The organism is Dactylosporangium sp. NPDC050688, assembly GCF_040654515.1.
Lineage (GTDB): Bacteria > Actinomycetota > Actinomycetes > Mycobacteriales > Micromonosporaceae > Dactylosporangium.
The window spans coordinates 1-11,912 of the sequence record NZ_JBFAIC010000132.1; the positions used below are offsets into that span (position 1 = coordinate 1).

The window sequence follows — 11,912 nt, forward strand, 5'->3', positions numbered from 1 at the left end:
GCCTGGCCGTTGCAGCTGTAGATCTGCACGGCCGAGCCGTTGCCGGAGCCCGCCGCGTCCAGGCACATGTTGCCGTACACGGTCAGCTGCCGGCTCGACGTGAGCGTCCACTGCTGGTTCGTCCCGCTGTGGCAGTCGTACAGCTGCACGCGGGTGCCGTTGTTGTGCGAGGAGTTCGGCACGTCGACGCACCGACCCGACTGCGCGCCGACGATGCGCTTGGCACCGGACGGCGGGGGCGGCGAGGACGACGGCGGGGTCGACGGCGAGCTCGGCGGCGGGCTGGTCGGGTTGGTGCCGTCGGGGGCGACCGCCCGGCCGGTCTGCGGGGAGATCATGCCCGCGCACAGGTTGCGTGCGGCGAGACCCTGGGCGATGCGCGGGATGGCGGCGACCGTGTTGGCCGGCCAGTCGTGCATGAGGATGATCTGGCCGTTGGTGAGCCGGCCGGCGGCCTGGACGATCGCGTCGACGCTGGCGTTGTTCCAGTCCTGCGAGTCGACGTCCCAGATGATCTGGGTCAGCCCGTAGCGCGACAGGACCGACTGCAGGGTCGAGTTGGTCTCCCCGTACGGCGGGCGGAAGAGCTTCGGGGTGCCGCCTCCGGCGTTGGCGATGGCCTGCTGGGTGCGGGACACCTCCGAGTCGATCTGGGACTGGCTCTGCTGGGTCAGGTGCGGGTGGGTGTAGCTGTGGTTGCCGACCCACATGCCGGCGTCGACCTGCGCGCGGACCTGGGCCGGGTACTGGGCGGCGTACTGGCCCTCGTTGAACATCGTGGCCCGCAGCCCGTTCTGGCGCAGCGCGTTGAGCAGGTTGGCGGTGTTGGTGCCGGGGCCGTCGTCGAAGGTGAGCCCGACGTACCCGTTGCAGGTCGCGGCGTTCGCCGGGGAGGCGGCCCAGGCGACGACGGTGGTGATGGCCGCGGCTGCCGAGACAGCGACTGCGGTGGCGAGCAGACGGCTACGCATATTCATGGCGCGCGCGTTCCTCCTTTAAGGGCAGCGTGCAACGAACCGGTCGGCGTCCGGTTTTGACAGATGTCGATGGGGCCCAGTATTGGGTGACCTCGGCGACGGTGTCAAAGCTTTCGAAACCCCAGCTCAGCCCGCCACGCCCGCGGTACGCGGGACCGTCGTCCTCGTCAACCGAGCGGACGTGGACGTCGTCGTGTCAGAGTGGAGGCGTGCGCGCTGAACCGATCACGGACCCGGTCACGTACCACGGCGAAGGACCGGTCTGGTCCACGACCTGGGGCGGGCTCCGCTGGGTGGACATGCTGGCCGGTGACATCCTGTCGCTGGCGGCCGACGCGACGGTCACCCGCCGGCACGTCGGCACCGTCGCGGCGGTGGTGCGCCCCCGCACCCGGGGCGGCGCCGTCATCGGCGTCGAGCGCGGGTTCGCGCTGGAGGACCCCGACGGCACGATCACCCACCTGCCGCAGCTGTGGACCGGCGGCGGTGTCCGGATGAATGACGGCGGCTGCGACCCTGACGGGCGCTTCTACTGCGGCTCCATGGCGTACGACCAGCGCCCCGGCGCCGCGGCCCTGTACCGGCTCGACCCCGACGGGTCGGTGCGGGTCGTGCTCGACGCCGTCACCATCTCCAACGGGCTGGAGTGGAGTCCGGACGGCTCCCGGGCGTACTACAACGACACCGCGACGGGCCAGGTGGCGGTGTTCGACTACGACCCGGCCACGGGACTCACCGGCCGGCGCCCGTTCGTGTCGGTCCCCGGACATCTCGGACACCCCGACGGGCTGACCGTCGACGCCGACGGCGGCGTGTGGGTCGCGCTGAACAAGGGCGGCGCCGTGCACCGCTACACCCCGCGCGGCGCCGTGGACGAGGTCGTCGAGCTGCCGACCGCCCACGTCACCGCCTGCACGTTCGGCGGCGAACGCCTCGACGAGCTGTTCGTCACGACGTCGCGGGAGGGCCTGCGACCCGGCGAGGACCCGGTGGCCGGCACCCTCTTCCGGGCCGCCGTGGGCATCCAGGGCCTGCCCGTGCGGCAGTTCGCCGGCTGAACCACCGGCCGGCTGAAACCGCTCCGCCGGCAGGGAGGGGCGCTGCGGCGGCCCGTCGGGGGACGGACCGCCGCAGCGCTCATCAGAAGCCGCCGGGAGGCGGGCGGCGGAACGCCAGTCGCAGCCGTACGGCATACCATTGTGCCGCATCGATCACCGGTTACGCCCAGCATCAGCGCCCCCAGCAATCGGGTCAACGTCTCCGATCCCTGCCCCACCAGGGCGGATGGGGTTTCGGCAAGGGCAAGGTCATCAACGCCAGGAACGCCTGGGCGTCGGCGAGGGCGAGCACGGTGGCGCAGTTGGACAACAGCCGGCCCACATCGATCAGCCCGAAGCCGGACCCGGCCGGGTAGGCGCGGACGCCGGGGCCGTGCAGGGGCGTCCCGCGTTCGCGGGATGGTCGGTCAGGCGATCGCCGCGCGCCAGCCGCCCGTGGCCGTGATGTCCGTGGCGCCGCGGACGCCGTGTTCTGAGGCGAGGAAACCCACCACGGTCGTGCCGTCGTCGAGTTCGACGCGGCCCAGGGCGAGCGGCTCCGGCACCGTGTCCAGCACCGTCCCCAGCGCCTGGTACGGCAGCCGCCACACCTCCACCGCGATCCCTTCGGCCGGACCGTCGCCGGACCGTACCAGGCCGGGCCGGGGCAGGCCCGGTCCAGGCAGCCGGTACAGCCGGTACCCGGGGCCCGTCCGCGCCCGGTACTCCAGCCGCGCGCCCAGCCGCACCAGCTCGTGGTTGAGCGGCAGCCCGGACAGGTGCGCTCCGACCACGGCGAGCAGCGTCGACCCGGGTGCGATGGACGGCGCGGGAACCGGTTCGCCGCACCAGAGAGCCGCCAGGTCCAGCAGCGGACGGTCGGCGAAGGCGGGGGCGATGAACTGGACGCCGAACGGGAGGCCGTCGGCACGTGCGGCGGCGGGCACTGCGACGGCGCACAGGTCGAGGAGGTTGACGAAGGCGGTGTACTGCCCGAGCCGCGCGTTCACGCCGAGCGGATCCACCGCCACGTCGGCCAGCCGTGGATGTCCGGGTGTGACGGGCAGCAGCAGCGCGTCGACGTCCGGCCACACCGCCTCGGCGGCGCGGCGCAGCTGGGCCAGGCGTTCGAGGCCGGCGAACACGTCCGGCCCGGCGACGTTCCGGCCCCGCAGCACGATGCCGCGCACGACCGGGTCCAGGTGCGGGCCGTCCGGTTCCAGCAGGTGCCCGAACGCCGCGTAGCGGGACGCGATCCACGGACCCTCGTACAGCAGCCGGGCCGCCTGCAGGAAGGGCGTGATGTCCACGGGTGTGACATGTGCAGCGACACCACGCAGCCGGTCGAGGGCGGCTTCCCAGGCCTGGCGGTGCGCGGGGTCGAGGTCCAGCGGGGCGTCGGGTACGCCGACGACCCGCATCCGGGCCGCGACCCCGTTCGGCGGCAGCACCGGCGCCGGCCGGGACCACGGGTCCTCGGCATCGAAGGCGACCATGGCTGCCAGCGCGGGGCGGGCGGCGGCGACGGTGCGGGTCAGGGTGGTGACGCAGTCCAGGCCGGCGCAGGCGGGCAGCACACCGGCGGCGGAGATCAGTCCCCGGGTGGGCTTGACCCCGACGATGCCGTTGAAGGCGGCCGGTACCCGGCCCGAGCCGGCGGTGTCGGTGCCCAGCGCGAGCGGCACGTGGCCGGCGGCGACCGCGATCGCGCTGCCGGAGCTGCTGCCGCCGGAGATGTGGGCGGGGCTCGCGACGCTGTGGCAGGCGCCGTACGGGCTGCGGGTGCCGACCAGGCCGGTGGCGAACTGGTCCATGTTGGTCTTGCCGACGGGGATCGCGCCGGACTCGACCAGCCGGCGCACGGCGGTGGCGGAGGACTTGGCCGAGGTGTCGGCGAGCGCGGGGCAGGCGGCCGTGGTCGGGTGCCCGGCCAGGTCGATGTTGTCCTTGATGGCGAACCGCACGCCGGCGAGCAGGGCCTGCGGGTCGGCCCGCTCCTCAGCCGCGTCCACCTCCCGCCGGTCGAGCCGGAGTGTCCACAGTGGCTGTTCGGGGTCGGGCACGGTTGCCTCCGTGAGGGACGAGGTCCCGCCCGGGGGTGACACCCCGGGCAGGACGGTGGCGGTCAGGACGGTGGCGGTCAGGACGGTCGGGCCAGGACGGTCCGGTCAGGACGGTCCGGTCAGGACGAGGGGATCTTGCCGACGACGCCGGTGACGAAGTAGTCGATCGACTCGATCGTCTTGTAGTCGGGGACCGTGCCGGCGGGGATCTTGACGGCGCCGGCCTGGTCGGTGACCGGGCCGAGGAACGGTGAGCCGTCCTTGCTGATCCTCGCCATCGCGTCCGTCGCGAGCTTCTTGGCGTCCTCGCTGACCGACGGCCCGTAGGCGGACTGGACGAACGGGTTGTCGCCGGTCTTGAGCCCCACCCGGAAGTTCGCGTTGTACGGCGAGCCGGTGAACCCGCCGTCCATGATCTTCTGGGTCATCTTCGTGTACAGCGGGCCCCAGTTCCACTGCGAGCCGGTCAGCCACCCCTTCGGGGCGAGGGAGCTGGCGTCGGCGTGGTAGCCGACGGTGTACGCGCCGGCGGCCTCGGTCGCGCGGATGACGGTCGCGGTGCAGTCCTGGTGCTGGCTGATCACGTCGACGCCCTGGGAGAGCAGGCTCTTGGCCGCCTCCGCCTGCTTCGCCGGGTCGCACCAGCTGGAGGTGTTGACCACGTACGTCTTCGCGGCCGGGTTGACCGAGGCGGCGCCGAGCTGGAAGGCGTTGATGTTGTCGAGGGTCTGGGAGATCGGGAACGCGTAGACGTAGCCGAGCTTGTTGCTCTTCGTGGTCTTCCCGGCGACGATGCCGGCGAGGTAGACCGGCTCGTACACGGTGCCGAAGTACGTGCCGAAGTTGGGTGGTACGGCGCCGTCCACGATGTTGCCCTGCTGGAGCACGACCACGTCCGGGTGCGCCGCGGCGACCTTGAGCGCGGGGTCCTTGTGCCCGTAGGACGTGGCGAAGATGATTTTCGCGCCCTTGCGGATCATGCCTTCCATGACCCGGGCGGCGTTGTCGTCCTCGGGCACGTTCTCGGCGGTGAGCACCTCCATGGCCGGGAAGGCCTTGGCGACCGCCTGGCTGCCCTCGTACGCCGCCTGGTTGTAGCCGTAGTCGTCCTTCGGGCCGACGAAGATGAAGCCGATCTTCGTGCCGCCGGTGCCGGGCGCGCCGCTCGCCGCGGCGGCCGGTGTCGCGGTGGAACTGTTCGTGGCGCAGGCGGCGAGCAGCGTGACCGCCGCGGCCACCGCCGTGACCGTTGCCAGGTTGCGGAGCTTGGCCAGCATCAGGGGGTACCTCGTCTTCATCGGGAGGGGGTCAGGTCGAACACCCGGGACAGGTCCTCGGGTGCGGCGTTGATCCGGCGCCGGCCCAGCACGATCAGGGCGGCGATGGTCACCAGGTAGGGCAGGGCATCGAGGACGAACTGGTTGAAGCCGTAGCCGCGGGCCTGCAGGGCGGGTGAGAGCGCCAGCGCCGCGCCGAACAGGTAGGCGCCGCCGACCGCCCGCAGCGGGTGCCACGCGGCGAAGATGACCAGTGCGACGGCGATGAACCCGCGCCCGGTGGTCATGTTCTCGAACCAGGCGTTGGCGTACGCGGTGGACAGGTGCGCGCCGCCGATGCCCGTGAGCAGCCCGCCGCCGATGACGGCGAGGTAGCGGACCAGCTTCGGTGAGTGCCCGTACGCCGACAGTGCCGCGGGGTGTTCGCCGGCACCCCGCACGATCAGCCCCCACCGGCTGCGGAACAGCAGCCACCACAGCGCCGGTGCGAGCAGGTAGGACAGGTAGACGAGCGGGTCGTGGTCGAACAGGACGGGGCCCAGGCCCGGGATGTCGGACAGGAGCGGGATGGCGTACGGCCGGAACGGGGTGATCGAACGTCCCACGTAGGCGGCGCCGAACATCGCGGTCAGCCCGCCGCCGAGGAACAGCACGACGAGGCCGGTGGCGAGCTGGTTGGCGCCGCGGGCGACGACCATGAACACGTGCACCGCGGCGAGCAGGGCGCCGGCCAGCGCACCCGTCACCACGCCCGCCCACGGGCTGCCGGTCTCGGCGGTGATCGCATACGCGGTCAGCGCTCCGGCGAGCATGCTGCCCTCGGTGCCGAGGTTGATGATGCCGGCGCGTTCCGCGAGTGTCTCGCCGAGCGCCGCATACAGGATGGCGGTGCCGCCGCGCACGCCGCCGGCCAGCACCTCGATGACGATCATGACTTCCTCCTCGGTGCGAGCCTGCTGCCCAGCACGACCAGCAGCACCACGGCCATCAGGACGTTCAGGGACGCGGCCGGCAGTCCGGCGTCGATCTGCAGGCTGTCGCCGCCCATCGCGATCGCGGCGAGCAGCACCGCGGCGAGGCCGACCCGCAGTGGCCGGTGCATCGCCAGCCAGCTGGCGAGGAAGCCGATGTAGCCGAAGTTCGTGGTCATGCCGGGGCGCAGCTTGAACTCGGTGCCCGCGAAGTGCACCAGCCCGGCCAGTCCGGCGAGGGCGCCGCCGACGAGCATCGCGGACAGCAGCAGGGGGCCGACCCGCATCCCGGCGCGACGGGCCGCCTCGGGGTTCCCGCCGACAACGCGCAGGCGGAAACCCCAGGTGGTGTACCGCAGCGCCGCCCAGACCCCGACCAGCGCGAGCAGGGCCAGGACGATGCCGGCGTTGAGGGTGCCGCCGGTGGTGAACAGGGGCAGCCGCGCGGTGTCGGCCAGGGGCCGCGACGAGGGCTGGCCGAAGCCGGAGGCGTCCTTCCACGGGTCGTAGATGAGCCCGAGCATGATGTCGATGGCGACGAAGTTGAGCAGCAGCGTGCTGATCGCCTCGTTGACCTTGACCGTCAGCCGGAGCCCGGCGGCGAGCCCGGCCCAGGCGGCGCCGCCGGCCATCGCGGCGAGCACCATGAGCACCAGGACCAGTCCGCCGGGCAGCCGCTGGTCGGCGATGAGCCCGACGCCGGCGGCGGAGACGGCACCGATCACGATCTGGCCCTCGCCGCCGACGTTGAGCAGTCCGGCGCGGGCCGGTACGGCGACCGCCAGTCCGGCCAGCAGCAGCACCGCCGCGCGGACCAGGACCGCCTGGCCCTGCACCGGATCGGCGAGGGAGGTCAGCATGTCGGCGTACACGGTGAAGGGGTTGACGCCCTTCACGGCGACGAACGCACCGAAGATCACCGGGGCGCCGGCGACGGCCACGACCCAGCCGAGCACCTGTTTCTGTCGATTGTCGACAATTTGTGGGCGAACGTCAGGGACGGTCACCTGGGTGTCGGTCATGCCGCCCTGCCTCCCAACATGAGCCGGCCGATCGCATACCGGTCGGTCTCCTCGGGCCGGACCGCTCCGGCGAGGTGGCCGTCGTGCAGGACCGCGATCCGGTCAGAGATGGACAGCAACTCGTCGAGGTCCTCCGACACCACCAGGACGGCCGCGCCCGCGTCGCGCTGCTCGATGAGCAGCTCCTGGGTGCGCCGGGTGGTGGCGATGTCCAGGCCCCTGCTCGGGTACGCGGCGACCACCACCGCGGCGGGCTCGCCCAGCGCCCTGGTCAGCACCACCCGCTGGATGTTGCCACCGGACAGCTCGCCCAGGACCCGGTGCCGCGGCGCCATCCGCAGCCTGGCGGTGCCGTCCAGCCGCTCCGCCTGCGCGGCGACCGCTCGCCAGTCGACGCCGACGCGCTTCCCGCCGCCGGCAGCCCGGCCCAGCGCCAGGTGCTCCAGGACGGTGAGGCCCGGCACGACGGCGTCGGTGACGGGGTCCTCCGGTACACCGACCGCGCCCGCGGCGATCGCCTGTCGCGGCTGGGCGTGCAGCTCGGCCCCGCCCAGGTGGACGGTCCCCGCCGTCACCCTGCGCAGGCCCAGGATCACCTCGCAGAGCTCACGCTGGCCGCTGCCGGCCACCCCGGCCACGCCGAGCAGCTCGCCCGGGCGGATGTCCAGGTCGACGTCGTGCAGGGCGGTGTGGCCCCGGTCGCCGGCGGCCCGCACGCCGGCCAGCCGCACCGCCGGTGCTACGCCGCCGTCAGAGCCTGCGCGGTCCCGGGGCAGCGGCGGCACCGTCTGGCCCACCATCGCCTCGACCAGCTCCGCGTCGGAGAACCCGGCCGGGTCCGCGTTGCGCAGCACCACCCGCCCGCCGCGCAGCACCGTCACCCGGTCGGCGATGGCCCGCGCCTCGTTCAGCTTGTGCGTGATGACGACCAGCGACAGCCCCGCCGTCCGCAGCGCCCGCATCGCGACGAACAGCGCGTCGACCTCCTGCGGCGCGAGCACACTGGTCGGCTCGTCGAGGATGAGCAGCCGCGCGCCGCTCATGAGCACCTTGAGGATCTCGACCCGCTGGCGTTCGCCGATGGACAGGTGGCGTACCAGCGCGTCAGGCTCCACCGGCAGGCCGTACCGCTCGCTGGCCTCGACGATCCGGCGGGACAGTGCCCGGCGGCCCAGCAGCGGCCCTCGCATCGGCAGGGCGAGCCCGATGTTCTCCGCCACGGTGAACGCCGGCACCAGGCGGAGGTCCTGGAACACCATGCCGATCCCCGCGGCCCGGGCCGCCGCCGGTGACCTGATCACCGTCGGCACGCCGTCGACGTCGAACTCGCCGGCGTCCGGGCGGTACACCCCGTAGATCAGCTTCATCAGGGTGCTCTTGCCGGCGCCGTTCTCGCCGAGCACGGCGTGCACCTCACCGGCCGCCACCTCGAAGTCGATGCCGTCATTGGCGACGACGTCACCGAAGCGGCAGGTCAGCCCGCGCACCGCGAGCAACGCCGGCGCGGGACCGCGCCGCACCCGGGTCTCCGCCGCGACACTCATCTCGAATCCAGTCGGTGCATGCTCACCCTCCGGGCTTGTGTGCGTCGCGTCCTATAGGACGATCCCGCTGTTTCGTCCTTGTGTCGGCGCCGTTGATTCTTTGCACCGGCAGCTACCTATAGGATTCGGGCATGACCATCAGTGGCCTGCCCCGCCTGGAGCGCGCCGGTGCCGCCGGCAACACCGGCGACCGCGTCCGCGACATGCTCGCCGAGGCGATCCTCACCGGCCAGCTTCCGGAAGGCGCCCACCTCAACGCCGAAGCCCTCGCCAAGCAGCTCGGTGTCAGCCACATCCCGGTCCGCGAGGCCCTGCGCTCGCTGGGCGCCGACGGATGGATCGACTACCGCCCCCACCTGGGTGCGTACGTCCGGGCCCGCACGGAAGCCGAGCTCGCCGACCTGTTCGAGGCCCGGCTGGAGACGGAAGGCCGGACCACTGCGTTGGCCGCCGAGCGCCGGACCGCGGAGCAGCTCGCCGGACTGGAGGAGATCCTCGCCCGGCAGGCTGCCACCGCCGATCCGATCGACCTGGCCCGCCTCAACGCGGAGTTCCACATCGCGGTGGCCGCGTGCTCGCAGAATTCGCTGATGGCCGGCTTCGTCCGGGCGTTGAGCATGCGCGCCAGGTTCTACTTCTCCACCGTGGCCCCGGACCGCAGGGCCGAGTCGATGCGCGACCATCACGCGATCGTCGAGTCCCTCCGCCGCCGCGACAGCACCGAAGCGGAACGCCTGGGCCGCGCCCACGTCGCCAACACCCGCCTCGCCGTCCTGCGTACCCTGACCCCGCCCTGACCCGCATGCCGCGGATGCAGCCCACCCTTTTGCGGCGCGGGACTGGCGAACGAACGGCGCTGGCGCCTCGAGCTCCTCCATCTCCTCGACCAGCGTCAGCAGTCGGAGCCGTAGCCGCGGTGGCAGATCACCAGCCGCGCGTGCGGCAGGACAGCGGACTGCGGCACGAATCGCTCGATCCGCGTATGACCGGTCGGCGCCGGGAACCGCGACGGGTCCAGCGTGTGTCCACATCGGACAACAGGCCGAGCAGGAACGCCCTTGCCTGCCGGCGCGGCTCCACCCGGCCGAACCGGCCCGCGATCGCGGCGAACCCGGTGTCGAACTCGGCCAACCACTGCCCGGCGGCTACGCTGCACCCAGCGGTCGCAGCTCGACCTTCAGTTGTCTCCGCAAGCCAACGACGATCACGTGGCGGCCGTGCTTGCGCCCGTCGGCGCGTCAAGCCAGCGATCAGGAGTAATCGTCAGCCACCGCCAAGGTGCACCGGCCAAGCATCGAGGCAACCCCGGCAGATCGAAAAGAAGGAGTAGCCGCCGATGAGCGCCGCCAAGTCGGAAGCCATCTTTGACTACCGCTGTCTGCACATGCCGTTCGATCGTCTGGTCAATCAGCGGCGGGTGGTGAACCCGGGCAGCGTCGGCATGGCGTACGGCCCTCCTGGCGCGTACTGGGCCATCCTCGGACCGGCCGTCGAACTGCGGCGCACGAGATACGGCGTCCACGCCGCCGCCGAGCGAATCATCGCCAGCGGATACCCGGACGCCGCCGGCTGGGCCGACGCGTACGTCCGGCGGACGTACGGTGATGTGGCAGCCCTCGAAGCGTTCACAGAGATCATCGCCGCGGAGACGGACACCCCGCACAGCGAACCCGGGCGCTGACCGCGTCGTGCCGAACGCTCACGCAGGCCACGCCGCGTGAGAGGCTGCGCTCACCCGTGCGTGATTCGTTCCCACCAACTCGGTGGTTCGAGCGCATCGGTGGCCTGCACGGCCGTGGTCGCGGCCGTGGCCAAGGCGGTGAGCTTGAGCGTGCCGGCACCGGTGCCCGCCGCGATGCGGCCCGGCAAGGCGCCCACCGTGTCGATCCGGTACGTCAGGCCGGGCCAGCCGACCACGTCCACGTCGCCGGTCGCGGCGAGGGCGGTGCTCCTGCCCGTCGGTCCCCGGAGGGTCGCCACGACCTCGCCGGTGTGCACGACCTTGTACTTGTGCAGTAGGCCGCTGCTGGCCTGTATCAGGCGACGGCTGGCCTCGAAGGCGTCCGCCGGGCTCGGGCCGGGAGCGAGCACGGCACCGATGACCCTGAACCGCTGCCCCTCCGCGGAGAACTCGGCCGCGAAGAGCAGGCAGCCGCCAGCCTCGTCGGTGAAGCCTGTCTTGATGCCCACGAGCCCGTCCTTGCCGAGCTGGGTGTTGACGTTCTCGACCTGCCCGACCACGGGCAGCGTGGCCTTCGACATCGCCACGATCTGCGCCAGCACCGGCACCTGCATCGCCACCCGGCCCAGGGTGACCTGGTCGGCGGCGGTGCTGACGGTGGTCGGTTCGAGCCCGGACGGGTCGGTGTACTTCGTATCGGCCATCCCGAGCTGGGCCGCGGCCTGGTTCATCTTCGTGACGAACGCGTCGCTGCTGCCGGCGTCCCACCGGGCGAGGATGTGGGCGACGTTGTTGGCCGAGGGCAGAAGCAGGGCCTCGAGGGCCTGCCGTTCGGTGAGCACCTCACCGGCGACCACCTGGACCACCGACTGGCCGGAGGCGAGCTGGGCCGGGTAGGCGGCGGCCTCCTCCGGCGAGACGATCAGCGTGGGGCCGTTCTCGTCGAGGCGCAGGGGATGATCCCGCAGGATCAGGTACGCGGTCATCACCTTGGTGACGCTGGCGATCGGCACGGGCCGCGACCCGCCGGAGCTGCCCACCCGGCCGAGTCCGTCAATCTCGACCGTCGCCTGCCCGGCCTGCGGCCACGGCAACACCGGCGCAGCGCCCGGGATCGTGTACGTCTGCGGCAAGGTCTGCTTGATCTGCGGCGCCGGCACGGTACTGATGAGCCTGAACGTGACGAACCCGCCGGCGGCGAGCGCGACGACCGCCGCGGCCACGGTCAGCCACAGCCGCAGCCCTTGACGACGAACCGGCGACGGCGCAACCACCGGCTCAACACTGATCTTGGTCAACCGAACCCCCACGGCGGATCGCTCGAAGGTCAAGCCGTGGCA

Annotated in this window: 10 protein-coding genes; 3 read left to right on the forward strand and 7 right to left on the reverse strand. The window is 72.2% G+C overall.

Translation table 11 applies throughout. The annotated features are described in order from the left end of the window. Positions 1-971, reverse strand: a 971-nt coding sequence (locus AB0H83_RS50600; RefSeq protein ID WP_360110817.1) for a polysaccharide deacetylase family protein, incomplete at its 3' end; no start/stop codon positions are given. A 215-nt stretch (positions 972-1,186) separates the two neighbouring features. On the opposite strand from AB0H83_RS50600, the gene AB0H83_RS50605 reads away from it, so the two are divergent. Beyond that, entirely contained in the window at positions 1,187-2,035 is an 849-nt protein-coding gene (locus tag AB0H83_RS50605) for an SMP-30/gluconolactonase/LRE family protein (RefSeq protein WP_360110820.1), read from the forward strand. Between the two features lie 407 nt (positions 2,036-2,442). On the opposite strand, the gene atzF is transcribed toward AB0H83_RS50605, so the two are convergent. The 5 genes from atzF to AB0H83_RS50630 form a co-directional block, all read right to left on the reverse strand. Further along, positions 2,443-4,077, reverse strand: a complete 1,635-nt coding sequence (gene atzF / locus AB0H83_RS50610) for an allophanate hydrolase (protein WP_360110823.1) — start codon at positions 4,075-4,077, stop codon at positions 2,443-2,445. Between the two features lie 119 nt (positions 4,078-4,196). Next, positions 4,197-5,375, reverse strand: coding sequence for a BMP family ABC transporter substrate-binding protein (locus tag AB0H83_RS50615; protein ID WP_360110826.1), 1,179 nt, complete (start codon positions 5,373-5,375; stop codon positions 4,197-4,199). After that, positions 5,372-6,286, reverse strand: coding sequence for an ABC transporter permease (locus AB0H83_RS50620; protein WP_360110829.1), 915 nt, complete (start codon positions 6,284-6,286; stop codon positions 5,372-5,374). The genes AB0H83_RS50615 and AB0H83_RS50620 overlap by 4 nt, the downstream gene beginning before the upstream one ends. Next, the gene (locus tag AB0H83_RS50625) at positions 6,283-7,347 is read right to left on the reverse strand and encodes a hypothetical protein (RefSeq protein ID WP_360110832.1); all 1,065 of its coding nucleotides are present in this window, start codon (positions 7,345-7,347) and stop codon (positions 6,283-6,285) included. Before AB0H83_RS50625 ends, AB0H83_RS50620 begins: the two co-directional genes overlap by 4 nt. Next, complete coding sequence (locus AB0H83_RS50630) at positions 7,344-8,891, reverse strand: ABC transporter ATP-binding protein (protein WP_360110835.1); 1,548 nt, start codon at positions 8,889-8,891, stop codon at positions 7,344-7,346. Before AB0H83_RS50630 ends, AB0H83_RS50625 begins: the two co-directional genes overlap by 4 nt. A 131-nt stretch (positions 8,892-9,022) precedes the next feature. On the opposite strand from AB0H83_RS50630, the gene AB0H83_RS50635 reads away from it, so the two are divergent. Then, complete coding sequence (locus AB0H83_RS50635; RefSeq protein WP_360110838.1) at positions 9,023-9,688, forward strand: GntR family transcriptional regulator; 666 nt, start codon at positions 9,023-9,025, stop codon at positions 9,686-9,688. Between the two features lie 539 nt (positions 9,689-10,227). Further along, entirely contained in the window at positions 10,228-10,572 is a 345-nt protein-coding gene (locus AB0H83_RS50640; protein ID WP_360110840.1) for a hypothetical protein, read from the forward strand. A 50-nt stretch (positions 10,573-10,622) separates the two neighbouring features. Here the strand turns inward: AB0H83_RS50640 and AB0H83_RS50645 are convergent. Continuing rightward, a partial coding sequence (locus AB0H83_RS50645) for a hypothetical protein (protein WP_360110843.1) occupies positions 10,623-11,912 on the reverse strand: 1,290 nt, incomplete at its 5' end.

Bases quoted from the DNA above. Each gene is read 5' to 3' on its own strand.
- AB0H83_RS50615 (WP_360110826.1), bottom strand. From the start codon at position 5,375: ATGAAGACGAGGTACCCCCTGATGCTGGCCAAGCTCCGCAACCTGGCA.
- AB0H83_RS50620 (WP_360110829.1), bottom strand. From the start codon at position 6,286: ATGATCGTCATCGAGGTGCTGGCCGGCGGCGTGCGCGGCGGCACCGCC.
- AB0H83_RS50625 (WP_360110832.1), bottom strand. From the start codon at position 7,347: ATGACCGACACCCAGGTGACCGTCCCTGACGTTCGCCCACAAATTGTC.
- AB0H83_RS50630 (WP_360110835.1), bottom strand. From the start codon at position 8,891: ATGAGTGTCGCGGCGGAGACCCGGGTGCGGCGCGGTCCCGCGCCGGCG.
- AB0H83_RS50635 (WP_360110838.1), top strand. From the start codon at position 9,023: ATGACCATCAGTGGCCTGCCCCGCCTGGAGCGCGCCGGTGCCGCCGGC.
- AB0H83_RS50640 (WP_360110840.1), top strand. From the start codon at position 10,228: ATGAGCGCCGCCAAGTCGGAAGCCATCTTTGACTACCGCTGTCTGCAC.